The organism is Myxacorys chilensis, from assembly GCF_059505265.1.
In genome coordinates, this window is record NZ_JCACKG010000265.1 from 1 (window position 1) to 25,618 (window position 25,618).

General features: G+C 48.1%; 21 protein-coding genes. 16 read left to right on the plus strand and 5 right to left on the minus strand.

The features are described from left to right. Nucleotides 1-93 precede the first annotated feature (93 nt). From AC5JLB_RS27155 to AC5JLB_RS27165, 3 genes are read left to right on the plus strand one after another with little or no spacing between them, the layout of a single operon-like run. A complete protein-coding gene (locus AC5JLB_RS27155; protein WP_495876954.1) occupies nucleotides 94-276 on the plus strand; it encodes a hypothetical protein in 183 nt (60 codons plus the stop codon). A gap of 9 nt (nucleotides 277-285) precedes the next feature. Further along, nucleotides 286-849 carry an acyl carrier protein gene (locus tag AC5JLB_RS27160; protein WP_495876955.1) on the plus strand — a complete coding sequence of 188 codons (564 nt, stop codon included), beginning with the start codon at nucleotides 286-288 and terminating at the stop codon, nucleotides 847-849. A 29-nt stretch (nucleotides 850-878) separates the two neighbouring features. Then, entirely contained in the window at nucleotides 879-1,046 is a 168-nt protein-coding gene (locus AC5JLB_RS27165) for a hypothetical protein (protein WP_495876956.1), read from the plus strand. 20 nt (nucleotides 1,047-1,066) lie between these two features. Here AC5JLB_RS27165 and AC5JLB_RS27170 read toward each other — a convergent pair whose 3' ends face one another. Then, nucleotides 1,067-1,612, minus strand: coding sequence for a uridine kinase family protein (locus tag AC5JLB_RS27170; RefSeq protein ID WP_495876990.1), 546 nt, complete (start codon nucleotides 1,610-1,612; stop codon nucleotides 1,067-1,069). A 1,106-nt stretch (nucleotides 1,613-2,718) separates the two neighbouring features. Between AC5JLB_RS27170 and AC5JLB_RS27175 the strand changes: the two genes are divergently transcribed. The 6 genes from AC5JLB_RS27175 (at nucleotide 2,719) to AC5JLB_RS27200 (ending at nucleotide 13,904) form a co-directional block, all read left to right on the plus strand. After that, entirely contained in the window at nucleotides 2,719-3,714 is a 996-nt protein-coding gene (locus AC5JLB_RS27175; protein ID WP_495876957.1) for a response regulator, read from the plus strand. 86 nt (nucleotides 3,715-3,800) lie between these two features. Further along, nucleotides 3,801-4,163, plus strand: a complete 363-nt coding sequence (locus AC5JLB_RS27180; protein WP_495876991.1) for a response regulator transcription factor — start codon at nucleotides 3,801-3,803, stop codon at nucleotides 4,161-4,163. A gap of 1 nt (nucleotide 4,164) precedes the next feature. Beyond that, a complete protein-coding gene (locus AC5JLB_RS27185; protein WP_495876958.1) occupies nucleotides 4,165-4,671 on the plus strand; it encodes a chemotaxis protein CheW in 507 nt (168 codons plus the stop codon). 107 nt (nucleotides 4,672-4,778) lie between these two features. Next, nucleotides 4,779-7,598 carry a methyl-accepting chemotaxis protein gene (locus AC5JLB_RS27190; RefSeq protein ID WP_495876959.1) on the plus strand — a complete coding sequence of 940 codons (2,820 nt, stop codon included), beginning with the start codon at nucleotides 4,779-4,781 and terminating at the stop codon, nucleotides 7,596-7,598. 133 nt (nucleotides 7,599-7,731) lie between these two features. Continuing rightward, nucleotides 7,732-10,749, plus strand: coding sequence for a hybrid sensor histidine kinase/response regulator (locus AC5JLB_RS27195; protein ID WP_495876960.1), 3,018 nt, complete (start codon nucleotides 7,732-7,734; stop codon nucleotides 10,747-10,749). 260 nt (nucleotides 10,750-11,009) lie between these two features. Beyond that, nucleotides 11,010-13,904, plus strand: coding sequence for a methyl-accepting chemotaxis protein (locus AC5JLB_RS27200; RefSeq protein ID WP_495876961.1), 2,895 nt, complete (start codon nucleotides 11,010-11,012; stop codon nucleotides 13,902-13,904). A 65-nt stretch (nucleotides 13,905-13,969) separates the two neighbouring features. Here the strand turns inward: AC5JLB_RS27200 and AC5JLB_RS27205 are convergent, their stop codons facing one another. From AC5JLB_RS27205 to AC5JLB_RS27215, 3 genes are all read right to left on the minus strand, one after another. After that, nucleotides 13,970-14,677 carry an SAM-dependent methyltransferase gene (locus AC5JLB_RS27205; RefSeq protein WP_495876962.1) on the minus strand — a complete coding sequence of 236 codons (708 nt, stop codon included), beginning with the start codon at nucleotides 14,675-14,677 and terminating at the stop codon, nucleotides 13,970-13,972. A gap of 39 nt (nucleotides 14,678-14,716) precedes the next feature. Next, a complete protein-coding gene (locus AC5JLB_RS27210; RefSeq protein WP_495876963.1) occupies nucleotides 14,717-15,376 on the minus strand; it encodes a (2Fe-2S) ferredoxin domain-containing protein in 660 nt (219 codons plus the stop codon). 437 nt (nucleotides 15,377-15,813) lie between these two features. Beyond that, nucleotides 15,814-17,304, minus strand: coding sequence for a sensor histidine kinase (locus tag AC5JLB_RS27215; protein ID WP_495876964.1), 1,491 nt, complete (start codon nucleotides 17,302-17,304; stop codon nucleotides 15,814-15,816). Between the two features lie 225 nt (nucleotides 17,305-17,529). On the opposite strand from AC5JLB_RS27215, the gene AC5JLB_RS27220 reads away from it, so the two are divergent. The 5 genes from AC5JLB_RS27220 (at nucleotide 17,530) to AC5JLB_RS27240 (ending at nucleotide 21,346) form a co-directional block, all read left to right on the plus strand. Further along, nucleotides 17,530-18,318: a DUF1350 family protein gene (locus tag AC5JLB_RS27220; RefSeq protein WP_495876965.1), complete on the plus strand. Its 789-nt coding sequence runs from the start codon at nucleotides 17,530-17,532 to the stop codon at nucleotides 18,316-18,318. A 178-nt stretch (nucleotides 18,319-18,496) separates the two neighbouring features. Then, on the plus strand, nucleotides 18,497-18,853 hold the full coding sequence (locus AC5JLB_RS27225; protein WP_495876966.1) for a DUF8631 domain-containing protein: 357 nt from the start codon (nucleotides 18,497-18,499) through the stop codon (nucleotides 18,851-18,853). A gap of 183 nt (nucleotides 18,854-19,036) precedes the next feature. After that, on the plus strand, nucleotides 19,037-19,219 hold the full coding sequence (locus AC5JLB_RS27230) for a TLTLP motif-containing protein (RefSeq protein ID WP_495876967.1): 183 nt from the start codon (nucleotides 19,037-19,039) through the stop codon (nucleotides 19,217-19,219). A 245-nt stretch (nucleotides 19,220-19,464) separates the two neighbouring features. Continuing rightward, nucleotides 19,465-20,112 (plus strand): DUF3318 domain-containing protein, encoded by a 648-nt coding sequence (locus AC5JLB_RS27235; protein WP_495876968.1) that lies wholly within the window; start codon nucleotides 19,465-19,467, stop codon nucleotides 20,110-20,112. A 154-nt stretch (nucleotides 20,113-20,266) separates the two neighbouring features. Next, entirely contained in the window at nucleotides 20,267-21,346 is a 1,080-nt protein-coding gene (locus AC5JLB_RS27240; RefSeq protein ID WP_495876969.1) for a peptidoglycan-binding domain-containing protein, read from the plus strand. 112 nt (nucleotides 21,347-21,458) lie between these two features. Here the strand turns inward: AC5JLB_RS27240 and AC5JLB_RS27245 are convergent, their stop codons facing one another. Further along, a complete protein-coding gene (locus AC5JLB_RS27245) occupies nucleotides 21,459-22,541 on the minus strand; it encodes an AI-2E family transporter (protein WP_495876970.1) in 1,083 nt (360 codons plus the stop codon). Nucleotides 22,542-22,774: 233 nt separating this feature from the next. On the opposite strand from AC5JLB_RS27245, the gene gshA reads away from it, so the two are divergent. After that, nucleotides 22,775-23,923, plus strand: a complete 1,149-nt coding sequence (gshA, locus tag AC5JLB_RS27250) for a glutamate--cysteine ligase (protein WP_495876971.1) — start codon at nucleotides 22,775-22,777, stop codon at nucleotides 23,921-23,923. 647 nt (nucleotides 23,924-24,570) lie between these two features. Then, on the plus strand, nucleotides 24,571-25,032 hold the full coding sequence (locus tag AC5JLB_RS27255) for a tRNA (cytidine(34)-2'-O)-methyltransferase (RefSeq protein WP_495876972.1): 462 nt from the start codon (nucleotides 24,571-24,573) through the stop codon (nucleotides 25,030-25,032). Nucleotides 25,033-25,618: the final 586 nt, after the last annotated feature.

Sequence of the window (25,618 nt, forward strand, 5' to 3'; positions counted from 1 at the left end):
ACACTGATTCTAAGCGAAATGCAATTCTAAATTCAACATCTACAACTGTAGTAAATATCCTCAAACTCAGGTGTAATTTTGGAACTCCGTATTATGAATACTACAAAGCGAGAAATTGAATCGCTTCTAAGAAAGCTTCCTGATGACTGCTCGATCGAAGATGTGCAGTATCATCTCCATGTTTTAGCTAAAGTTCAACAGGAATTAGAAGCAGCAGACACTCAAGGAACAGTGACTCAAGAAGAAGCGGAAGAGCGCTTGAATAGATTCGTATGAGGATAAATCGTGAGTGAAGTAGAGAAAGATTATGAATTAAAAGTGCTGAAAATGGTACTCAATACCTACTTAGACGAAATCGCATCGGCGATGACGGAGGAAGGGCTTAAATCACTTGAGGCTAATCGTGATCGGACCGTGTGGAATTTAGCTACGAAAATTTACAGCCAGAGCGGGCACAAAGTTGACTTATACAGTATACGAAAGCTAGTTGATTCTAGAATTGAAGGCATGAAGCATCAGGTAGCTGCTGATAAAGAACGTAGGGCTGAGGAAGCTCGTCAAGATGAAGAACGTAGGGCTGAGGAAGCTCGTCGAAGGGATGCAATTAAAGCTTTTGTTCCTGCAAGAGTTCAGAAAATAGTTAGTGAGCAGTTGCAGGTAGATGAAAATAAAGTTAACTTAGACAGCCACTTGGTGAAAGATCTAGGCATGGATGAAGTAGCTTGGGTTAACCTTTCAATGGAACTAGAAGAAGAGTTTGATATTGAGATACCCAACGAAATAGTGGAGGATGGGTGGATCACTATTAAGAACCTCGTGAATCTTATCCAGAAGATACTCTTAGCTTAGATTCAGTATTTGTTCGTAATGGGATCAAATTGCTGAAAGAAAACTTGTCAGAGCATCTGCGATCGCGCTTTGTCTTTACCCCCGGAAAAGTCACGGTACGAGGATTGGGAATGCTGAGCGCCGATCAGCAATTGTCGAATCTGATCAATTGGCTCAGCCGAATGCAGGGAGCCTTGCCTGAACTCGCCTTGGTATAGTATTGTCAAATCTAAATAAATCAGAATGTTGGATATAAAAAATTAGCTTGCAAATCGGGACGGTACTTCTGAAAATAGACGCGATCGTTGGGTGTCCACCGCTCCACCCAACTCTCAGTTTCATCAATGTTGTATTCGGTCGTCCCGCGACGCAATCCGCGCTGTTGTGCCACCTCCAACGAACAATCCACCCAAATCTTGAATCGATAATACGGCAGCAAAGTTGGATGCAGCGCACTGATACCCTCAATGATGAGATAATCGACCACTTCTATTTCTCGCCAATCCTTCAGTTTGCCCTGATGCCAATCGAACACTTGGTAGCGAATGGGATTGCCTTGAGTGGCAGGAATCAGAACTTGGTGTTCTAAGCGATCGCGATCAAACACAGTCCAATCTGACAATCGTACATCTCGCTCTGGAACCCAAAACTCATCCATTGAAATTACTTCAGCAGCATGCAATTGCTTCACTAGTCGTCTCGACAGCGTACTTTTGCCAGACCCTCCAAATCCTGATATGCCAATTGAGATCGGTTGCTCTTGTGTGTTTGGTAGCCCAAGAATTGCTTCAGTGAGTTGAGCGAATTTAGACGTGCAGTTCGAGTTGTCAGGACTTTACATTGTTTCTTCATTTCCACTATTTCTGATGAGAACGGCAAGATCATTTAGCATCAGCTAGTGCGTAGCCAGAAAGGGTGAGATAGCGATCGCAGTGCCACTGTAGTTCTTCTTAAGTGATGCAAATTTTTGTAATGAAAACAAACGATTCAGTTATGATGCTCCTTTTACCAAAATGGCAGAACTTAAGTAAAAGCAGGCATTGTTGCGTATCAAATATTACATCAAATATAAAGTATGGACTTTGTGGTTTGCGTCTGAGCGATGTTGCGAAAACTGGACATATCGTAGATAACAGGTATAAAAAATTAAGTGAGCTTTTGTAATAAAATCGCGGTTTCTACAGGTATTATTTGTGTCAATCTAAAAACATCAATACTGCCTTAAGTCCTTCAAAATGTTCTTATCTTTAGCTGCCTTTAAATCATCTAAGTTAGAAAACGTCAATTCTTAGCTAATTTTTTAGTATCATAAAGCACATACAGCCTGCGGCTCCTAGCACCAAAGCTTGTTATTTGAAGTAGTAGACAGTACTCTATTTATGACTTGGGTGTTGACCGCATTTAACTGCGGACTGCTAAATAAAGAAATTGTGCATTTGGGTTCATCTCTTTATAACTCGGCTAACATGGTGCAGATTGATCACCCAGGTTACATTCCATACTGGGATCAACCTTCGTGCCCATTCAGTCTTGATTGAGGAGGTCTTTTCATAAAGCGATTACAAACGTTTTACTATCGACTAGCGGCTCCCTCCGCCTCACCTAATTCGGTAAGAGAAAGCTGTTTTATTGCAAGACTCTTCTCTTATAAAAAGGTCATTTGTTAAAGAGGCCAGTTTTTGTGTAATCGCACGAAGATTGTGTTTCTGTTTGTCAAGTTTTTATTAAGTTGATTTTGTTTTTCTTATTGCTGTTAGTCTGCAAGAGGCTTTGCTTTCTAGACATTCCTGTTAATCCTCCGCTAAAAATGCAGTTGCAGTAAGCTTCTATTTCTCATATAGAGATTACTTGCAGTAGGTCTCAAGAGTTTCTCAATCGATACCGGTTTTTATGGTTAGTCATCGACCGTTTCAACGACTCCAACCCCTGAGTTTGTTAGCTCAACTCATCAGCCGTCAGATCGACGGCTGTTTGCAAGTCATCAGTGGCTCAACCTCATGGTTGCTCTACCTCGATCGCGGTAAGCTCGTCTACGCGACGAACTCGACCGCTCCGTTTGATCGACTCCAGCACCATCTGATGGGATTAGGCGACCAAGCCCCTGCCCTGAGCAAGCTCGACTATGCCCAGCTGCGGCGACAATTCGATCAGCCTGCCTCCCTCTCCGCCAGTAGCGTGGATTATCAAGCGATTCGTTGGCTGGTTGAGCAGCAGTATCTGACGATACCTCAAGCGGTGAGTCTGATTGATGCGATCGCAAAAGAGGTGCTGCAATCCTTCTTAGCGGTGACAGAAGGCATGTACGAACTGACCGCAAAAGCCGCAATCTCAAATTATCCCAACTTATGCCAACTCGATTTGCGGCAGATCGTTGAACACTGTCATACCCGTGCCCAACGTCCAACGCCAACCGAACCGCGCCCTGCCGTCTCTCGCTCAGGTGCCACGATTCCTCGTGCGTCTGCTCCAGACAAAACCGAAGAACCGTCCACCCCGTCAGACAAACCTCGTCATACGATCGCCTGCATCGATGACAGCCCGACCATTTTGCAAGCCATCAGCAGCTTTCTCCACGACTCCAGCGTTTCTGTCGTAATGATCAACGACCCAGTGAAAGCACTGATGCAGATCATGCGGACAAAACCAGACCTCATTCTACTCGACGTCGGGATGCCAAACCTCGATGGATATGAGCTATGTTCATTGCTGCGGCGGCATCCTAGCTTCAAACAAACTCCCATCGTGATGGTGACCGGACACACCGGATTTATCGATCGTGCGAAAGCAAGACTAGTGGGTGCATCAGGCTACTTAACCAAACCCTTTACCCAGCCAGAATTGGTCAATACCGTATTTAAGTTTTTGGGGGTCAAAAATGAACGCTAACTTAATGCTGTACTCCCTTGACTGTGGTCTGATCCAGGCTATTTCACCCTTCGCTAAACGCATTCAAAATCATGAGCTTAACCTTGATGGGAACCGTGTTAGTCGTCGAAGATACTCCTTCGGAGATGGAGTTACTGAGCCATTATCTGCGGGAAGGAGGCTATAGCGTCATCGGTGCCGTCAGCGCCAAAGAAGCACTTAATAAAGCCGTTGAACTAAAGCCCGATGTGATTGTAACGGATGTTGTCATGCCCGGAATGAGCGGGTTTGAGCTATGTCGCAACCTCAAGAAAAATCCTGAAACGCAGAAAGTACCCATTATTATCTGTACGTCTAAAGGGCAAGAAATTGACCGATTGTGGGGAATGCGGCAAGGCGCAGATGCCTACATTACAAAGCCTTTTACCCGTGAGAAACTGATCCGCACGGTTCAGTCGGTGGGAGGGTGAGGTGGTCAATCCGTCAGCACTGAGCTTAACACCCGCCCGCACTCGAACCCATCAAGGCGAACCGTACCTCAAGTTTCAAGTCACTGAAGGGGTTCAGGCAGGACTGATCATGAAACAGGTGCAGGAAGTTTTGGTCTTGCCCACGCCTCAACTCACTCCAATTCCGAATTTGCCTGTCGGCGTTCTCGGACTGATGCACCGCCGCAGTCGCGTGCTGTGGGTCGTCGATCTGGCGCTGTTGCTGGGGGTCGGCGTCCTTGACTATAGCCCCCAGCAGTATGACATTGTGATTGTTCGCACGGGGGGAGCCGCGATCGCGCTTGCCGTTCGTCAAGTCGGGGGCATTGCTGGCGTACAGCCAACGCAGGTTCAACCGCTTCCCAGTCACGCCGCAAAGGGACTAATTCCCTATTCCAGAGGCTGTATTCTACAGCCGCAAGAAATTGTGTTTTTACTCGATGGAGAAGCTATTTTACAAGCTCCAATTTTACAAGGGAACGGGTATTAACAATGTGATGGTTCTGTTCTTTCGCGTTGTTCATTAGCATTAGTCATCAGGCTAAACGCATCTCTGCTTTCTGAATGCTCCTTACCGCCGTATCACTTCATCATCCTATGGTCGACCAACTTGACGCTGCCAAAAATGGCCATGCTCCTGTCTCTGTCCAATCTGCTGATTCCGTTGCGGCTGTCGAAGCGGTTCCGGTTGAAGCAGGTAAAGCCAGCCCGTCTCAGATCACGGTTCTCCAGCGCGTCAAGCGGTTAGGATTTCGCGCTAAGGCAACGGCGCTGGCAATTGCGATCGCGACATTGCCGGTATTGGGAATTGGTGCGATCGCGTATAAATTAGCCAATCGCTCAATCACCAATCAAATTAGAGAAAACGAAGAACGGTTGGCTCAGACGCTGAGCCAGAAGTTGGCGTCTTTCATGACAGAACGAAATGGCGATATGCAGATTCTGTCAACTCAGCCCGCGTTAACCATTCCCGCCGTGCGGAACGCGACCTCATCTGAAGAAAGGAGAGCCGTTCTAGAACGGTTTGTTGAGGCGTATCGAGTATATGACAGTATTGCGATTTTTGATCTCAATGGCAGTGCTACGCTGCAAAGCGATCAGCAATCCATTCCCAAACAGTCTGACCAAGATTACTTTAGAGCTGCTCTAGAGTCAGATAAAGTGCTGATTAGCCGTCCGGTAAGAGCCACTTCAAATGGGCCTTTTGTGATCTACCTGACTGCCCCAATCAAAGAATCAGGCAGCGGGAAAAAGATTGCGATCGCGCGTGCTATTCTGCCGGTTCGCAGTTTGACCGATCAGTTGCGCGACTACAGCAAGGGAGGTGCAGAATTCAGCATCGTCGATGGGGGCAATCTGGTTTTCAGCAATCAAATTTTCTTGTCGTCTCAAGACAGCCTAATTGGACGGTCTGCGGGAGAGGTCTATAGCCAGTTTTTGGATATGCAATCTCGTCGGGAGACTAATACCCGCGTGATTGAGCAAGACTCACAGACCAGTAAAGTCCATTTGTTTGCGAGTTATGTTCCGTGGGTGGGCGGTGAGAACGTTCCCGACCTCGGCTGGGGGACAATTTTAGGAACGCCAACAGACCTTGCCTTTGCTCCCCAGCGACAGTTGTTTTGGATTTTTACCCTGGGAACAGGAGCCGTTGCGGTGCTGACCGGGCTGTTAGCGGCTTGGCTCGCCAATCGCGCCACTCGACCGATTTTGGCTGCTACGAACGCAGTGCAAGATTTGGGAGCAGGAAAGCTTGATACGCGGCTGACCGTGAAGGGAGACGACGAACTGGCGACGTTGGGCAACAACATTAACGTGATGGCCGAGCAGTTGCAGGCATTGCTGCAAAATCAAGCGCAGAGCGTCCAGCGATCGCAGTTTCTCAGCGAAGTCGTGGTGAAAATTCGGCGATCGCTGACCTTAATGGAAATTCTGCAAACGAGCGTCGATGAAGTCCGAATTTTTCTCAAGAGCGATCGGGTCGTGGTGTACAAATTCGACCCAGACTACCTGAACGGCGCGGTCATCGCTGAGTCTGTAGCACTAGGCTATCCCACAGCGCTGAACGCCAACATTGCTGATCCTTGCTTTAAAGAGTATGTAGACAAATATCGTCAAGGACGAATGCACTTCATCTACGACCTTGATGCTGCCGACCTAGACCCGTGCTACCGCAGTCAGCTAGAGCCGTTTCAGGTGAAAGCCAATCTAGTTGCACCGATGATTGTTGAGGGACAGTTGATGGGACTGTTGTGCGCTCACCAGTGTTCGTCTGCGCGACGCTGGACACCCGAAGAAATCGACTCGTTTGGGCAGATTGCGGCTCAGATTGGCTATGCCCTTGATCAAGTGGACTTGCTGACCCAGGCTCAAACGGCTCGCCAAGTTGCTGAGCAGCTATCGGACGACCAACGGCAGCAAAAAGAAGCGCTGCAAATGCAGTTGCTCCAACTGCTAGGAGAAGTCGAAGGGGCCGTAGAAGGCGATTTGACCGTTCGTGCAGATGTCACCGCCGATGAGATCGGCACGGTTGCCGATTTCTTTAACTCGATCGTGGAGAGCTTGAGACAGATTGTGACTCAAGTGAAATCGGCAGCAGTTCAGGTGAACGATGCTCTTGGCAATGACGAGCAATCGGTGCGCCAACTGTCAGAAGATGCGATGCAGCAAGCCGAAGCAACCAACCGGACGCTGAATTCAGTGCAGCAGATGGTGCAGTCAATTCAAGCTGTATCGTCGAGTGCCCGGCAAGCTGCTGATGTGGCAAAATCGGCATTCTCCACGGCAGAAGCAGGCGGCGTGGCAATGGAACTGACGGTGCAAAATATTTTGGGGCTACGAGAAACGATCGGAGAAACGGCGAAGAAAGTGAAGCGCCTGGGTGAATCGTCGCAGCAAATCTCGAAAGTAGTATCGCTGATCAATCAAATTGCGGTGCAGACCAATCTTCTGTCGATCAACGCTGGAATCGAAGCCGCCCGAGCGGGTGAAGACAGCCAAGGCTTTGCTGTGGTCGCAGAAGAAGTGGGAGAACTCGCAGCCCGATCAGCCGCCGCCACTCGCGATATCGAACAGATTGTGGCCACGATTCAGCGCGAAACCTCAGAGGTGGTAGAAGCAATGGAGCAGGGAACCACGCAAGTTGTCGAGGGAACGCGCTTGGTCGATAATGCTAAACTCAGCTTGGAGAAAATTCTCACGGTGTCTCAGCAGATCGACCAATTAGTCGGATCGATTTCACAGGCAACAGTGTCTCAGGTTGAGACATCACAGGCTGTAACCTCGTTGATGCAGAACATTGTACGCTCGTCGGGGCGCACCTCTGAATCGACATTACAGGTTTCCGAATCGATTCGCCAGACAGTCGCGATCGCACAGGAGCTTAAAGACTCGGTCGGCACATTCAAGGTGAGCTAATTTCTCCGACGTGCCTTCATCCACAACCCTTTTTCAGAGCAGGGCGCAAGACCGCCGCTTCTTATTAGATAGGGTGGAATGAGGGCAAACGCCAGATCTTCGGACTATCCCAGCCATTACCTAAACCATCACAATGTCACAGGACAAAGAGCTTGAAATTCGTCGCCAATTTCTAGATGAAGCCCAGGAGTATCTAGACACCTTAGACGGAACGATTTTAGGACTTGCCGACCACCATGTAGATGCTCAGAAAATCAATGCAGCGCTGCGGGCAGCTCACTCGATCAAAGGCGGGGCAGGCATGATGGGATTTGAGGTATTAAGTGCGCTGGCGCATCGTCTCGAAGATTTTCTGAAAGTCCTGAAGGTTGATAAATCCATTGCACCGACCTTTCATCTTGAAAATTTGCTGCTCTCGGCACTCACAGGGTTACGTCAGGTGATCGATCGCGATCGCCAGTTTCTCGCTCATCCCCACGCTCACCGTTCTGCGATCGATTCGACCTGGCTGGCGGCGGAAGTGACGCCTATTTTCGAGCAATTGCACGAACAGTTGGGCGATCCTCAAGATGAAAATGCTGGCTCCATTCTCTCGCCGGAAGACGGACAAGAAATTATTCCGCTCCTATTTGAAACGGAGGTCGAAGGCTGTTTGCAACGGTTAGAAGCGGTAGTTGCAACGCCAACGCAACCGTGTTTGCGGGAAGAACTTGCAATTCTGGCACAAGAATTAGGGGGATTAGGAGAAATGCTGCAATTGTCAGCATTTACTCACTTGTGCGAATCGGTAACGCAACGCTTAGAAACAGAAATTGAAGACATTAGCGCCTTTGCCAGTCAAGCACTGCAAGCTTGGCGATATGCACAGGTTAAGGTGCTGTCAGGGCAGTATCATCAAATTCCGACCGATGTGGATGTCATAGAGTTCGATATCAATTCGCTCCTAGAGCCGCTACCCGACTACTTTGGCGAGCCAGACACTCATTTTGTGACCGACGACATCGGACTGAACGGAGAAATTGACGCAACAGACATTGCCTTTCCCGATTCTGCTACCCTCGACTCAATCTTTTCATCAGTTGAAGAAAAGGGCGATTGGTACACTGACATTTTAGCGGCTGAAGCCGTGGCGGTCAGCGATGATGGCTACACCGACTATCAGCCCACGTCTGAAGCATTGCCATTTTTCGGCGAATCGCAAGTTTCAGATTTTAAGATTTTAGACGCGAATACGTCCGAAGTTGAAGAGGATCAGGATATTACGGTTCGCGTCCCGGCGCGGCAACTGAATCTGTTGAACGATCTTTTTGGTGAACTCACGATTGATCGCAACGGCATTGATCTATATCTCAAACGTCTGAGAACCTTAGCGCAGAGTTTGCGCGATCGCATTCAAACCCTCGATGCCGTCAACGCTAAACTCCGGACGGCCTACGACAAAATCTCGATTTCCGGACTCGGTCAGCACCTTACAGTAGACGAAACGAGTTCAAGCTTGGTGGTGCGAAATGCCTATTCGCGATCGGGATTTGATCTGCTCGAACTCGATCAATACACCGATCTCAATCTACAGTCTCAGCAAGTGATGGAAACGATCGTTCAGTTGCAGGAAGTTGCAGAAGACATTGAACTGAGCCTGGATGAGAGTGAGCAAGCGTATCGGGGCTTGACAAAAACTGCAAAGCAAATGCAAACCGGATTGACGCAACTGAGAATGCGTCCGCTCTCGGATGTGGTCGATCGCTTTCCCCGCGCGGTTCGAGAGTGGTCATTACAGTATGGTAAACAGGTCAAGCTTAATATCATCGGCGGCGGAACGCTCGTCGATCGCAACATTCTCGAAACGCTAAACGATCCGCTCATGCATTTATTACGCAACGCGTTTGATCACGGAATCGAAACGCCAGATGTGCGGCAATCCCAAGGCAAATCGCCAGAAGGTGTCATCGAAATCCGGGCATCTCAGCAGGCCAATCGTACCGTGATTACCATTCGAGATGATGGCGAAGGAATTCCGATTGATCGGATTCGCGATCGCGCAGAGCAAATGGGGCTTGATCCGGTTCTTTTAAAGACGGCAGGTGAATCCGATCTGCTCTCGCTGATTTTTGAGCCAGGATTTAGCACCCGAGAGCAGGTCAGTTCAATGTCTGGGCGCGGTGTGGGGATGGATGTTGTCCGCAGCAACCTCAAACAGATTCGCGGAGAGATTACCGTCAACACAGAGGCAGGGCAGGGCACAACGTTTACACTATCGGTTCCGTTTACGCTGTCCACGGTGCGAGTGCTGTTGGTTGAAAGTGGAGGCATGTTGCTCGCGTTTCCGAGCGATGTCGTGACTGAAATGTTTTTACTCAAACCAGAAGACCTGATCAACACGGGCAGCAACGAGGTGATCAACTGGCAAGGCAAGGTGGTGCAAGTGGTGCGGTTGCAGAAGTGGCTGCACTTTAACTGTCCGCGATCGCCCCACGGTTACGAGACGCCGCCCAGCATTTCGGCAGCCAGCGTTATGCTAATTCATCAAGGCGATCAACTCTACGGCATTCCCATCGATCGTTGTTGGGGTGAACAAGAAGCCACCAATCGCCGCATTGAAGGGACGTTGGCATTGCCGTCCGGCTTTAGTGGCTGCACCATTTTAGGCAATGGTCGCGTCGTGCCGCTAGTGAACGCTGCCGAGCTTCTGCGCTGGATTACAAGCTGCGAAAGGTCTGAGGACGATCCGCTTGTACCTTATCGCTCGACTGGGGCGCACCGACTGAGTCTCCCTCCTAGTTCAATTCCGACTGTTCTAGTGGTAGACGATTCGATTAATGTTCGTCGGTTCTTAGCGTTAACCTTAGAGCGGGCTGGGTATCGGGTTGAGCAAGCGAAAGATGGACAAGATGCGCTGGAGCGATTGGAAGAGGGCTTAGCTGTTCAAGCGGTGGTCTGTGATATTGAAATGCCGCGACTAGATGGATTCGGATTTTTGGCAAAAGCGAAAGTGAATCCGTCGTTTACTCAGGTTCCGATTGTGATGCTCACGTCTCGGACGGGAGACAAACACCGCAAATTAGCAGAAAGCTTAGGAGCAACGGCTTATTTCTCCAAACCGTACAATGAGCAAGAATTGCTGCAAACGCTAGAAAAAACAGTTAGCGTGTAATTTTACTTGATTCTGTAATATCAAAGTTAAAGATACTCGTTACAGATAAATGATTGGGAAGGGCACTGCCGCACCTTCACCATGATTTATTACGTTAATAGGATGGATATTGACTAGACAACACTTCTTGTTGTGAAATCAGCTTAAAAGAATGTACAGAGGTAATGGTATTCTTTTAGTAATTTCAAGCAATTGAAATTGATAGATGCTTACAGGGTTGAATCTACGATTAGCACTTTGTGCAACGCTGCTAAAACACAATGCTCATCAAGCAACCCATCGCTGTGAAATCTAATATATCAATCATTGGAAATCCCTCTGTTTGGCTGAAACGATTCCATAATCTGCCTCTTAAACGCAAGCAGACTGCCGCTTTAGCAGCCTGCCAACTCATTCCAATTTTAGGGCTTAGCATTGGTTCGACACTGGTATTAACTAATAGCTTAAGAACTCAGCTTCGCGCCCAAGCTCAGTCTGAAGTTGCTGTTGTTGAAACTAACTACAACATTAAAGTCGATCAGATGGGACTCGGTTCACGGGGACAATCTGACAACACCGCGATCATCGACGCCGCTAAACTTCATCAACGTAAAGAAGCACTATCGATTAACGTGCAAAATCAGGTCAAGCAAATTCTCAAAAATGAAGCGAAGGCACGCAATATTGAGTATGCAACTCTAGTCGGAAAAGACTTACAGATTGTTGCCAATGCCAACGCAGATCGGGCCAGAGAGACCATAACTGAATCAGCCTTAGTCAGCTTGATTCAGACAGCGTTGAAAGAGAATCGGCAACTCAAAGCCAGTGAAGTTGTTAGTTGGGATGAACTGCAAAAAGAAGGCGCTCCTCTACCAGAAGGCATTGCTCCACAAGAGGCGCTGATTCGGTATGTGGTGACGCCCGTTCAAAATCTTGATACTCAAGAAGTCATTGGAGCATTAGTGTTTGGCGATATCGTGAATGGGAAATTAGCGATCGTTGAAAACACTCAGAATGCCTTTTCAGGCGGTTACAGCGCGATTTACCTGCGTCGTCCTAACGGGGAATTTGCGATCGCGACTTCACAACTGCAACGTGATGCTAACCAACCCCAGTCTGGACTTCCACTCTCGAATGCCTCGATTCTGACAGAGGCAGCGACTGCTCAGGGCGCAACCGTAACGGGACGCAGTTCGATCAGTGGGCAAACCTATACGATCGCAGCTAAAGCCTTGCCAAACCTCATGATGGAAGCTCCAGCAGGAGCAGCAACTCCGAATGATAGAGCTACCGCTTTCTTAGTGCGGGGAACACCGGAGACAAGCCTTAACCGTTTGCTGGGATCAAGTTTACAGCAAGAATTCTTTGTCTTGTTGGCATCGCTAGGCCTGATCGCCGCCTGGAGTGCCCTGTTTCGACAAACGGTGATCAAACCGCTTCAGAATCTCCACCGCACCACAGAGCGATTTACAGAGGGCGATCGCACCGTTCGAGCAGAAATCGCGTCTCAGGATGAAGTGGGACAACTGGCGATCGCATTCAACCAGATGGCAGACCAAATCAACACTTCTGAAACAACCCTGGTCAAAGAAGCAATTGACCAAGAGCGTCAAGTGAAAGAAGCGCAATCTGTAAGTGATATCACCGTTAAAATGCGGCGATCGCTCCATTCGGATGACATCTTGCAAACGGCTTTAGATGAAATTCGCAAATTTCTAACAGTCGATCGCACAATTATTTATCAGTTCGACCAAGCTTCAACTAACGGAACTATCATCGCTGAATCAATCACTAATGCAACCAGTAGCGTCCTTGGGCGTGCGATCGCAGATTTACTAGGATTAAAGCAGATCGAGCAATATCAAAATCAAATGTTTTGGTTAACCGATGATGCGGAAGCCAACGAGATTAATTCACAATACCGACAAAACCTAAAGGAATTACAGACTAGAGCAGAAATCGTTGCTCCGCTCAACCGCAATGGAAAACTCGTTGGCTTATTGTGCGCTCAAACGTTGAATTCAACTTCCTCTAGCGCTCGGTCTTGGCAAGCATCAGATCTCAGGTTCCTCTCTCAAATCGTCGTGCAGCTTGGTTATGCTCTCGATCAGGCGCAAATGTTGCAAGAGCGTCAAGAGGCGCTGCAAGAGTCGGAGATGCTAAAAGAATCATTGCAGCAGCACATCATTCAATTGTTAGGTGAAGTTCAAGGAGTCGCGCGGGGAGATCTAACGGTTCGCGCCAGCGTTGTCTCTGGTGATATCGGTACGGTTGCAGGTTCCTTTAATGCGATCGTCGAGAGCCTTCGTCAAATTGTTCTGCAAGTGCAGCAGTCTGCAACTCAAGTGCATAGTTTGTTGAATGAGAATGAGGGGGCTGTACAGCAACTGAGTGACGAATCGCTGCAACAGACCTACGAAACGACTCGTATTCTAGACTCGGTTGAGCAGATGACCCAATCGGTACAAACGGTCACTGAACGGGCACGTCAGACGGCGAGCGTCGCGCAATCTGCTTCGACGGCGGCGCAGATGGGAGAAACTGCAATGGAATCGAGTGTTCGCAGTATTATGACATTGCGATCGACCATTGAAGGCGCAACTCAAACGGTAAAACATTTGGGTGAATCATCTCAGCAGATTGCGCGAATTGTGTCCCTAATTCAGGAATTAGCGACGCAAACCGATGTTTTAGCGATCAATGCTAGTCTCGAAGCTTCCCGCGCTGGAGAGCAAGGACGCGGGTTTGCGATCGTTGCCTCTGAAATTGGAGAGTTAGCCTCTCGATCTGCCACGGCTGCCCGTGAGGTGGAAAAGATTGTTGAGGCGATTCAGCAACAAACGCACGGAGTCGTGGATGTGATGGGACAAAGCGCGGTGCAGGTGGTAGATAGTGCCCACTCGGTGAAAAACTCCAAACAAAGCTTGGTGCATATTGTCCATTTATCCACTCAGATCGATGAACTCGTGAGATCTGTTGTAGAAGCAATGGATTCGCAAATGCAAACCACCCATTCGGTCACAGATTTAGTGAAGGATGTTGCTCAAGTTTCGACGCGCACCTCTAACTCGTCACGGCAAGTCTCGACGGCACTGCGTCAAACGGTTGCTGTGGCAGAAGAACTACAGCGATCGGTGGAAGTCTTTAAAGTCAGTGCTTCTCCAGCGACACCCTAGCCGCTACAATTAGGAATGTTTGAATCAGCATCTACCAGCGACCTTACCCACTCAGCATTACTAGCTCACTTGTGCGATCGCGAGTGAGTAATCTTCATCATTTCATTACCACCTTTCTGAAATTCGTAAGGCACAGTGCAGATTTCAACACGATGACCTTGCAATTGCACAGCATCGATTACAAGCTGCACAAACCCCGAACGTTCTCCCGTCATATTGATCAGCAGCGGAAAAATTCTCACTTCAGATGCCACTCGACACATCTCTAAAATAGATGCAATGTGAAATTCCAACGGCAACTGGTCTGAATACGTAAACAGCAAGTGAGAACTCAAGGCTAAATCAAACTGCTGCTGATCGAACGGCAACTCTGGAAGTTCGCCTAAATGATAGCGACCTTGCTGCAATCCTACCGGAAAGTCTTCTAAAAACTGGTGCATTGCCATCATTCGCGTGGCGATCAATTCTTCTGGCGATTGCGGCGATTGCAGCGTTGTCCACACAAATTTGTCCTGCGATGCTTGAACTTTCTCACAAATAACCGGAGAAGTTTCTTCGATTCGGGCACGAATTTCTGCTGCCGAAAACTGATAGAGCGGATCACAAGAGACCACCGAGTAGCCTTGTTGAGTCATCTCAGCATTGAAGCTTGCAGGGCCTCCGGCCACGTCTAGCAGAGTGCGATGCAAATCACTAGCGGTGAGGCCAAACATCTGACAGTATTCTAAGCGCGATCGTCCCCACGGCACTACCTGGTCTAGTCGCAGTCCCATCGTTCACCCCTAAACTAGCAACGTGCAAGCTACAGAAACTTACCGTACTGCGCCTGCCAGTTCAACAATTTGAGTCTCTGCCGTCACTTCAAGCCGTGCTGGAATCACAGGCTGCTGAACTTCGACCAACCGGGGGAAATGCTCATCTACTAAAGCAGGAATTGCCTTCGCGCTGACTTTGGTGTAGCGAACTTTTCCTGGCATAAATACAAAATTTGGGCCTTTGCTACACGCCTTCATGCAGCCTGTTCCCTTCACTGCAACCTCTTCTGAAAGTCCGCGATCGCTCAAGGCTTGGGTAAGAGCATGACACGCTTCCTTACCGCCTCGTTTCATGCAGCTTGACTTCTGACAGTAGAGAACGGTCATTTTCGCAGGCTTCGTCTGAGCAATCGGCTGTGCTTCTACGATTTCTACAGAGTTGCCGCTCATCGCGCCCGATGTCAAATGAATCGAGGTCGCCTTCATTTTTACCGCATTCGTTTTGGCGTCGCGCTTCTGCACGCCTACAACTCGAATCAAATCTCCAGGTAACAGCGATCGTTCAAGGGTCGCTCTTGACTCTTTAGTCACCTTAATCGAAAACTCCGAATCAGGTGTGACTAGTTCTAAACGTTTTACTTTATAGCCGTCTTTAAAGACGTAGCCAAGAAACCGTCCCTCTAGCTGGAATTTAGATTCTTTGCGGCTCTTACTCATTGCAATTGGTTCTTAAGAGAGGTGGACATTAACGGGAGAGCAATTCAGAAATTCTTCGAGCATTCATTCAAAATCACACAGGCAACAAGGGTGAAGCAATCAACTGAATTTTGCGAAACGAAGCTTTTTGAAACTTCGTGGAGCAATCTGTACAGAGAACCTCCAAGGACCTAGTTGCTAAGGATTCAACTCACAAATCCTGTCTCAACCGCTCTGACTGCTGACATCTCACCTTGCTTATTGCAACCTTGCGTCAACAGCACTCTACTACCAAGAATATCTCAAATCTTTCTATTTGCAAACCTTTCTCATTAAGAAACCAAAAAGAAAGCGAATCATCTAATCAAGCTAACGCTAGTGGATTAGCCTGATCAAACGATTCGCGCGTTTAGAAATAAATTTTTCTAATCCGAAACTCCATGTCCCTGCCTGAATCTCTATCTAAAGCTATGAGCAGGTTCTAGGGGCAGAAACAGTGTAAACACTTCGCCCTGTTCGGGGCGCTCTCGAACGATTAACTTTGCGCCAAGAGCATGAAATAAACTCTTAGTCGCACTTAGATTGAGGCTAAGATTTCCCGTCTCCGGTTGAAACATCAAGACCTGTCCTAAAGACTTCAGAAGTGGAGTGTGATGTCTGTGTGAGCCACAGGGTTGCTCAGAGGCTTTCTCGTCCTGTAGTTGAGATTGAAGCTGCAACTTAAGCTGATGCCCTGCCAATGAAACTTCTACTCGAATCTGGCTGCCTGCGGGTAAACTCCGCGCCGATCGCTCAATTAAACTTGTCAAGGCTTGATCAAGCATCGTCGGGTCACTCACAACCGGCGGCAGTTGTTGGGGCAAAATTACATCTAGGGTGAGATTTCGCAGACACGCTTGCTTCTGCCAACGGGGAATGCTTTGTTCTAACATCTCAGCGAGCGACGTGGACGCTAGGGATGTCGTTTCTAACTTCGTCGCTGAGGTTTCAAGCTCAACGGCTCGGAAGATGAGTCCGAAGCGATCGATCTGCTCACTACATTCGCGATCGATGATCTCTAGGCGCTTGATTACATCGGGAGGTAAGTCTCGCCGCTTCAGCAGTAGTCGGGTAAAGGTTCGGATCGTGGTCAAGGGTGTGCGGACTTCATGCGCGATCGCTTGCAGCAATTCTACGTCGAGGCTTTTTAGCGACTCTGGCATCTGAGTCGTATCAACCGTGTGAGCCTGATTTGAATGACTCCGAGATGGAGGCACATGCGTCTCTCCATTCGGCAGATGCCGCAGCAGCATATGACTAAACTGAGTCACAACCCGATAATCTGGCGCGACGGGCGCAAATTTTGCGTACAGAGCATCCAGCTTTTTCAATCGCGCTGGATTCATCAACATCACTCGCAAGCGCAAGTTCTGCCACAGTTGATGAATAACCTCCGGATCAAACGAGAACAAGAACGCAGGTGCTTTATCGGCATCTTCGCCCAACACCATGACCAAGCTAAAGCGGCGAGTCAGCACCAGACAAAACGGCTCAGCCGCGATCGGGTCTCCAGGCAAGACCGAGAGCGTAGCGCTTGTGCCTTCAGTCGTATCTGACTCCTCTAAAGCAGGCAGAAGCTGAAACGGTAATCCTGTCAGTATGGCTAAAGGATTTGCCGTAAACGACCAAGTTGCAAACTGCTCTAGCAAGTCAGGCTGGCTCAAAACTGGAAGCGGAGCCGACAGCACAACTCCTTGCAAAGGATCGTTTGATTCTGTTTTTTGCAGCAGCACTTCTAGCGCCGCGATCGCACCAAACCATTCTCGCTCTGCGCGAAGCTGCTTTTGAGCAATCGAACTTCCATCACGGGGCGTCTCTAATTCAAGCCCATGACACGCATTAGCCGTATTGCTGGCATCACCGCTATGCGCCAAGATTTCGCTTAAGGTTGGAAAAATCCACTGAGACATACTGACACACTACTTTTGTCCTGCACTTTCGTCCTGCTATGAGCATATCGAGATCTGCATCTTGAGGGAGATCGTAGAACCGAACCACGAGGGGTGCAATGTCCTGCCAATCAAGAGAAAATGAGGAATAACGAAAACTCTACACTGAAGATCTAGAACTGCGCTAAACCCCTGAAGGGTCTTCAAGCGATACTCTCTTATCCTTCCCCGATACCCCGTTTTTCTATGGATTGGCAAGAAATCTCTGGTAACTGGATCTTAGTGCCCAAGCACCCGATCGCAATCGTTCACTTTCTGGGGGGTGCTTTTGTGGCGACGGCCCCTCAATTGACCTACCGCCGCCTGCTGGAGTTTCTAGCTAATCAGGGATACGTCGTAATTGCAACGCCGTTTGTCAATACATTTGATCACGTAGAGATTGCGCGATCTGTGTTGGGCAGTTTTGAGCGGGCGCTGCAAACTTTACGCTCGCAGATGCTGCAAAACCGCTATTTGTCAATCTATGGCATGGGACACAGCATGGGTTGCAAGCTTCACCTGCTGATTGGCAGTCTCTTTTCAGCCGAACGGGCTGGGAATATTTTGATTTCCTACAACAATTATTCTGCGCGTGAAGCTGTGCCCCTAGTCGAGCAGTTTACTCAGTTTCTCTCGCCAGAAGTCTTCTCCGTCGAGTTCACGCCGTCACCGCTTGAAACCCAGCAGATTATCAGCGATCGCTATGAAATCCGGCGCAATTTAGTGATCAAATTCTCCAATGACACGATTGATCAAACGCTCAGCCTTGCGACAGTTCTCGAACAGAAATTTCCCAGCATGGTCACGTCTCGTCGCCTAACTGGCAGCCATCTTACGCCTCTCGGCCCCGATCTTAAATGGCAAACCGGACAAAGCTTCACTCCTTTTGATGCGATCGGGCAGTGGATGCGCCAAGAACTCTACCGCGAACTTCAAACCCTCGAGCAAACCATTCTGCTCTGGCTTGATCCCCTAAGCGCTTCTAAGTCCAAGTAGTTTTTCATTACGCGACTTCATGTTGACGTAGTGTTGCCGCAGGTGTCTCTTATCGCAAAGCGCTTAATCGCGAAGTAGGTCGAAGACCTGGCTATTCGTCTAGCGTTGCCAAAGGCATCCCTTCTTCGCTCTCGTCTTATGCTAAGCTTTTTGAGTCTAAACCCAAGAATCGCCAGTCATGAGTTTTCCAGAATCGGAAGTGGGCATCCATTCATCCCCTCTAATGGATATTGAGGCCGTTCAGAAAGCTCTAAATCGGTCTAGAGCATCGGTCTATCGGTATTCCAACACTGATCCCGACGTTCTCAATCCTGCTTATGACCCGAAACGGCTGAATCCAGAACTGCGGCAAAGTCCTAACGAACCCTTAATTTTTCATCCGAATGAGGTGGCTCGGTTTGCCAAAGAGATCTTGAGAATTAAGCAAGTCACAATCGAAATCCAGGAACAGCAGCCGAACAAAACCCAGGAACTCTTACAGGCAATTCTGTTAGAGCTTCAAGCCATCCACCAGTCTTTAAAATCTCGCTCTTAAGGGTGAATCCAAACAGAACTAGATCTTCTTTAATCAAGATTGTTCAGGTCGAACAGGAAAATAGCGGTAGATATCGCTAAGATTGTTCATACAAGCAAAATTTTCTGCTTTATTTTGGGCTAACTAGATAAGACTGCTTTGTTTTAGTTTGGTTGGTCTAGCCGAATTGGTTAAATAATCTTTATGCAATCAGGTAGCCCGACTACCAGTTCATCAGGGGAATCTGCTCACAGGTTTGCAAATCTTATTGGCTCTGCGATCGCGCTGGTCACTTTGGCTTTGCCCCTCCTTACGATCGCTTATTACACGCCGAATGCTGCTCCACCCCTTCCACCTCCTGCCGTAAAGCTTGATGTTAAATCGTAGAGCGAAGTAACCAAGCGACTTCAACTCGTCAAGCTTCAAAACACTTTAGAATTAGGGGTGAATATATAAGGAGGACATGGAGGTTCGGCATTTGCGACAGCTATAGTCTTGCTCGATCGGGCTGAATCAGTGACAATGGACGCACTCCATGCATCTGATCGCCAGGTAACTATAAAACTAGGCAACTAGAAAAGTCGCTATGATCAGGTCAAAGAGGATACAGACTGAATTCTGAGGCTGAGTCCATGACATCGTATGCAACCTCCACTGCCAGAGCCGACATGAGCGAGTTGCGTCGCCTAAAGACGCTACTGCCACCCGAATTGCAAAGCTGGGTCACCATTGAAGTAACTACCGCCGTCAATCCTGCCCTCATCACCAGTGAGGAGATTGGTCGCGATGAGGTGGAGATTCAGATTGACATGCCCAAATGGGATCAGCTGGCAATCGACCAGCGAAATTTGCTGTTTTGGCATGAAGTTGCGCGAGTTCAAGCTGATACGATCCCCAAAGACGGCTGGGAAATGGCGGCACTCGCGATTGGGCTAGGTGGTGCTGTGGGCGAACTCTGGGTGCAAGATGGGCTGCTGCTCTTATTGGCAGTTGGTTTGTCGAGCGTAGCAGGTTGGCGGCTCTATCAAAAGAACAACAGCGATCGCAGTGCTCAAGAAGGAATTGAGGCAGATGAACGCGCGATCGCGCTAGCCACCCGGTTTGGGTACACCTTGCCCAACGCTTACAAAAGCCTTGGTAGTGCTCTAAAAACATTGATTGATCAAACGCCCAAAAAACGCCAGCGTGCTAAATATCAGACCCGACTCGATGCGTTAAAAAAGAGCGCTGCAAAAGCAAAAGCAAAGATGCGATCGGCGGCTCCAGCCGACTTTCAGTAGTCTAGTCGCTTCTACTCCTGGTGTGGATAACCGAATCTTAATATGAATGAGATTTTAATTTCTCGTCCATTTGGCTGAGGGCCCGCGTCTAATATTTCTCAGTATGATAGTTGGCGTACAGAATTGTAATTGCCCGACATCAGGAGTTAAGCTTATGCCCTTTAAGGTCAGCGCCCTCAATCTGCCTTTGATTAGAAAAGGTTCTACTGGCCTCGCCGTAACAGCGTGGCAGCGATTTTTGCAGGAGCTAAATTATCCACTTGGGGGCGTTGATGGCGGGTTCGGCAGCACGACCGAAAAAGTAACCATCTCCTATCAACAAAAAAACGGGCTGGTTGCAGATGGCGTTGTCGGTGGCGGAACCTACGGAAAAGCGTTGTCCCAAGGATTTATCTACTGGGTTTCAGGTTTAACCTCTGCCAAACTGCTGGAGTATCTCAACTTCGGCGTCAATGAAGTTAAGAATTTGCAGCAAAGCTTGAGTGCAATCGGCAACCTCACACCAGACTTAGTTGCCGATGGTAATTTCGGAGACGGCAGCACGAGAGGATTGGCCGAAACCTACAAGGTGCTAGACACGAGCTTCCGTCCCAAGCTCGATCAGCAACTGTCCTCTGCAACCAAGCAAAAGCTTGGATCAGACTATCGAATCGCGCTCGACATCTTGACCGAGTACGCTCGGCGGCAGCGATCGCGGCTGAGTGGAGCACAGTGGGTTCGCTATTTTCCTGCGAGTAGCTCTCTCGATGATCTGGCTTCTCCATTTCGGCAACGGGCGCAAGCGTTTCAAAAAGCCTTGCTAGATGCAGGCGCTAAAGTCAATATCACCAACACCTACCGTCCGCCAGAGCGAGCATATATGATGCACTACGCGGTGCTGCTTAACAACCGCGACATTACGCCTGCCCAAGTACCAGGGATGTTGGGCATTGACATTCAGTGGGTGCATTACTCCGATCCGATTTCTTATCAAGCCGCACGCGATATGGTTCGTGCCTTTGATATTGGCAGCAATCCGGCAGCCTTGCGATCGCGCCACACTCAAGCCCTCGCTGTTGACTGGGGCATTACGTGGAACGATACGCTGAGAATTCGAGATGGTAACGGTGCGATCGTCAATATTGGGTCGCCTCGTAATGGAGATCAAAATCCTCGTCTTTGGGATATCGGGGCAACTTACGGGGTCTACAAATTAGAATACGACCCGCCACACTGGTCGGTCGATGGCTATTAATTTTTTGTAAGCGTTTTTGTTCTCACAGACAGACCCTCTCCCAACAGTGGGAGAGGGTCTGCTTATCCGTTGCTTTGACATATCGCAATAAAGATTCAGTGTGGCAATGCCATTAAGTAGTGTGGTCTTCAACTTCGGGCAGTTCAGGTAACTCCTGAGGCGTTTGCCTGCGTCCCTCTTTGTCCCACGGGTCGAGAATGTCTCTGACTAAAATTTCCCGAACCCAAATTTCTCCCACAATCACTAGGGGAATCGCGAGAAACAGCCCCAAAAATCCGAAAAATACGGCGAAAACAACTTGAGAGAGCAACGTCACTGCGGGCAAAATCGAAACCTGTTTCGACATCACAAATGGAACCAGCAAATACTGCTCCAATTGCTGAATCACGATGTAAAGAATCAGGACAGCACCAGCTTTCCAAGGCGCGTCTAAGAGCGCGATCGCCATAGGAGGAATAACACTCAGCACGGGGCCAACGTTGGGAATCGCTTCAAGCAGTCCAGCTAAGAGCGAGTTTGCCAACACCAGCGGTACACGAAGAATCAGTAACCCAATGCCACTGACCGCCGCAATCACAACCATGTTGATCAAAATACCGCCGACCCAGTTTACTAATGCAATTTCGCACAGAGAAAGAATTTCATCGGCACGCCGACGATAAAAAGACGGAAAAAGCAGGATAAATCCTTTGCGATAAGGCTGCGGATTGATCAGCAGCATCACCATCAGCACCAGCACCAGTAATAGATTCAATAGAATGCTGAGCGCGTTAGAGAACCACGCAAAGAAATTTCCGGCGAGTCGCGTTACGAAAGGCTGAATCTCCCGAATTAAATCATTCACTCCGGGAAGATACTGCGATGAGCCTGGAACCATATTTTGCAGAGTTTGTGCCCACGATTGCACCCGATCTAACCCTTGAGGCACTCGCTCGACAAGCTGCTGAAACTGACTGACAAACGGCGGCACAATTAAACCGACAAAGCCAATCGACAGAATAATTAACACGACGAGCGCGATCGCTACTGCTCCGCCCCGTTTCACCCCTGCTTGATGCAACCGACGAACCAGACTATTTAGAGCCGTGGCAAATACAACCGCCGCAAAGACCAAAAGCAACAGTTGGCGAATTTCCCACAATATATAGAGCGCGATCGCAAGTGCGAGAAATCCAACCCATTTTCCTAGTGCCATCGTCACTCCTCACCATTAAATAGTCAAAAAACAGTCAAATCACAAGATAAAATGCTTTGAACAGAGACTATTCTCTCTGCCCTTTTGTAGTTGTATCTCTACTTTGCGGGCTTGAACCCGTCTCTCACATCATTCTTTAGGAACGATGCTCCTCTCTCATCCCTCACGCTGATCCATGCCAAGCCTTTTTCCTCGATACTAAATGAAGAACTGCCTAGCCTCGTGGAGGAATCATGCTGTCGAAAGGGTTTGAAATTGAAGTCTACACAGGGACACCCCAAGGCGAAGTGGTCGGTATGTCGGACAAAATTGTGGCGACGCTGGATGGGTTTGTCCGTGAGCCAGACAGCCGCAATGTAGAATACACCACGCCGCCGTGTTACCGCTACGAGCGATCGCTGTGCGATCTCGTCCTGCCGCGCCTTCAATTGCGCCAATATCTCAAGCAATTGGGAGATTACACTTTGATTCCGGGCAGCACTCTTGCCCTTGGAGGAGCTGATCGCTTTCACCGCTCTGATCCAGGCAATCCTTATCACACCTATATCGAGCAGACCTACGGCACTAAAGTTGTGACCGCCAGCGTCCATATTAATGTTGGAATCAGCGATCCGGAACTCTTAATGCGTGCCTGTCGATTAATTCGTGTCGAGGCTCCGCTTTATTTAGCGTTAAGTGCGGCCTCCCCTTGGTTTAATGGTGAAACAACTGGCGCTCACTCGACTCGATGGGCAGTGTTTCCAAAAACTCCGGCGCATGTTCCTCTATTTGAGAGCCACGCTCACTTCATTCGGTGGACAGAAGAACAAATTGCGATCGGAACTATGCAAAATGTCCGGCATCTCTGGTCGTCGGTGCGTCCTAATGGCGATCGCCGCCCCTACAATCTCAATCGCCTAGAGTTACGAATTTGCGATTTGGTATCCGACCCGATCGCCCTTCTTGCCATCACCGCTCTTTTAGAAGCTCGGCTGATACAACTGATTGAAAATCCAAATCTAGATCCGCTAAAACTGAGCGAGTTACCCACAGCGACTCGCGCTGAAGCTTTGATTGCCCTCACGAATTCTAATGAGGAACGTGCTGCCCAATCGAGCTTAGAGGCTGAACTGATTCATTGGCGCACGGGCAAACCCGTTCTTGCTAAAGAGTGGGTTGAAGAAATTTATAGTGAAGTTTGGCCGATTGCGAAACAGCAAGGCTTCAGTTGTTTCTTACTTCCTCTAAAGAAAATCTTGCGAGAGGGCAATGAAGCGCAGCGATGGCTCAAACTGCAAGCTCAAGGATGGGACAATCAGCAGATTTTGATGCAAGAAATTCAGACTATGCAGGCTAGGGAATTGGAGTTTCAGGATGAATTGTGCCTACCGCTTGTCGCCTAGCAAGCATTGAACAAGGTTAGTCCATCACGACAGCGTCAACTTAAAGCTGCGTACAACAATCTCTGATTTCCTGAAGAAGTCAGAGATTGTTGTACAAAAGGGATGAAATTCAATCTGTTGCTTCACTGGTCTTCCAAATTCAGATTGACAGACGAGGAAAATGCGATCGCTAAACTAGAGATTAAAGGTGGTCTACTGATGAATCATTGAATTAAATTTAAATATCTAAACTTATCATCGATATTTCTCTATTAGCGATTGAAACGGCTCAGCGATCGTTCCGGTTAAGGTGAGTTAGACCCTGTTCACACTCATCTTGGCTAACATTGTGAAGATTGAATTATCCAGAAAACTATCGAGATTCTTCTCCCTCATCACCCACTTCTAAACGCCCTAACTTCGATCTACGCCATTTATAGTAGACCTCTCGGCCATTTACTAGAGATGCAATCAAGCTGAAATTCTTGAAAATCAGCGCTTTTTGACAGAATGTGAAATTCAATTTGATGTAAGAATCACGGTCATCAGCGATTAAAATATCTAATCTATCTCGCTACCACTCGAATCATTAAAAAATTCTATAGGAAGCTTATTTTTTTCAAGTTGTGTGAGTAGTTCACTTAAGGTGCCCGAAGTATCATTTCCCCATGCCTAAAGTCGTTTTGGTTCATCCGCTTATTCCCCCTAACACTGGAAACATTGCCCGTACCTGTGCCGCTACTCAGACCGAATTACATTTAGTAGGCCCACTAGGATTTGAAATCAGCGATCGCTATCTCAAGCGCGCTGGACTCGACTATTGGATCTACGTCAAGCTACATATTCATGAATCGATAGATGCCTTCCGCACCTTCCATCAACAGCAGAGCGGACGCTGGATTGGCTTTAGCACCAAAGGCAGCACAAATTACAGTCACTTCGAGTTTCAACAGAATGACTGGCTTCTCTTTGGTAGCGAAACGAATGGGCTTCCCACTGATGTAGTAAACGATTGCCCAGCAACAGTTCATATTCCCATTGCTGAGCCAGGAGTTAGGAGTCTAAATCTCTCAGTTAGTGTGGCAATTGGACTGTTTGAAGCCCATCGTCAACTGGGATATCTCAATTAGAAAACAGTCCTTATCTCTATATAGATGTCTATATAAATATGTGAGGATGAGTTGCCCTTGAAGCTGAAAGAACACCGCGATTGTCACCTTAGAACGAGTTTAGACAGCATTAAATGGCAAGCAATGAAACCTAAATTAAGTGTTATAAACTACTAAATCCTTTCTATTTGATAAGAAATTTATATCTAAAACTCAGGCATTAAGCGAATAGATTAGGCTGCATTTCTATTTCTCCAATCGCGTTAGCTTAAGGGCTAAGAAGTTTACTCCTAAAAGATTCCAGACGATTCTCATATCTTTTTCGTTTGGAAATATTTTTAGTGAAACGTTGATCTTCTACGTGGATTTGCAGTTGAGGACTGATATACTCTGCATTAATTTCGCGCCAGCGAAGACAAACATCTCAACCACTTGGCGTTAAGACTTCAGCTTATTTTGGGAATCTTCCAATAGGCTGATCTCTAAATCTGATTCTTTTGGTAGAGAGGGCATAAGCTGATAATTCATGTTTTGCGATCGCCAAATTTGAGGATTTCGATTCCTCGGTTTGACATTTTGAGAAAATGGGTTACGCTTATTGCCGCGA

What these genes read in the sequence shown, in the direction of transcription:
- AC5JLB_RS27200 (WP_495876961.1), top strand. Translation starts at nt 11,010, where the DNA reads ATGCTCATCAAGCAACCCATCGCTGTGAAATCTAATATATCAATCATT.
- AC5JLB_RS27210 (WP_495876963.1), bottom strand. Translation starts at nt 15,376, where the DNA reads ATGAGTAAGAGCCGCAAAGAATCTAAATTCCAGCTAGAGGGACGGTTT.
- AC5JLB_RS27190 (WP_495876959.1), top strand. Translation starts at nt 4,779, where the DNA reads ATGGTCGACCAACTTGACGCTGCCAAAAATGGCCATGCTCCTGTCTCT.
- AC5JLB_RS27235 (WP_495876968.1), top strand. Translation starts at nt 19,465, where the DNA reads ATGACATCGTATGCAACCTCCACTGCCAGAGCCGACATGAGCGAGTTG.
- AC5JLB_RS27240 (WP_495876969.1), top strand. Translation starts at nt 20,267, where the DNA reads ATGCCCTTTAAGGTCAGCGCCCTCAATCTGCCTTTGATTAGAAAAGGT.
- AC5JLB_RS27225 (WP_495876966.1), top strand. Translation starts at nt 18,497, where the DNA reads ATGAGTTTTCCAGAATCGGAAGTGGGCATCCATTCATCCCCTCTAATG.
- AC5JLB_RS27180 (WP_495876991.1), top strand. Translation starts at nt 3,801, where the DNA reads ATGGGAACCGTGTTAGTCGTCGAAGATACTCCTTCGGAGATGGAGTTA.
- AC5JLB_RS27230 (WP_495876967.1), top strand. Translation starts at nt 19,037, where the DNA reads ATGCAATCAGGTAGCCCGACTACCAGTTCATCAGGGGAATCTGCTCAC.
- AC5JLB_RS27245 (WP_495876970.1), bottom strand. Translation starts at nt 22,541, where the DNA reads ATGGCACTAGGAAAATGGGTTGGATTTCTCGCACTTGCGATCGCGCTC.
- AC5JLB_RS27155 (WP_495876954.1), top strand. Translation starts at nt 94, where the DNA reads ATGAATACTACAAAGCGAGAAATTGAATCGCTTCTAAGAAAGCTTCCT.
- AC5JLB_RS27215 (WP_495876964.1), bottom strand. Translation starts at nt 17,304, where the DNA reads ATGTCTCAGTGGATTTTTCCAACCTTAAGCGAAATCTTGGCGCATAGC.
- AC5JLB_RS27175 (WP_495876957.1), top strand. Translation starts at nt 2,719, where the DNA reads ATGGTTAGTCATCGACCGTTTCAACGACTCCAACCCCTGAGTTTGTTA.
- gshA (WP_495876971.1), top strand. Translation starts at nt 22,775, where the DNA reads ATGCTGTCGAAAGGGTTTGAAATTGAAGTCTACACAGGGACACCCCAA.
- AC5JLB_RS27220 (WP_495876965.1), top strand. Translation starts at nt 17,530, where the DNA reads ATGGATTGGCAAGAAATCTCTGGTAACTGGATCTTAGTGCCCAAGCAC.
- AC5JLB_RS27195 (WP_495876960.1), top strand. Translation starts at nt 7,732, where the DNA reads ATGTCACAGGACAAAGAGCTTGAAATTCGTCGCCAATTTCTAGATGAA.
- AC5JLB_RS27205 (WP_495876962.1), bottom strand. Translation starts at nt 14,677, where the DNA reads ATGGGACTGCGACTAGACCAGGTAGTGCCGTGGGGACGATCGCGCTTA.
- AC5JLB_RS27255 (WP_495876972.1), top strand. Translation starts at nt 24,571, where the DNA reads ATGCCTAAAGTCGTTTTGGTTCATCCGCTTATTCCCCCTAACACTGGA.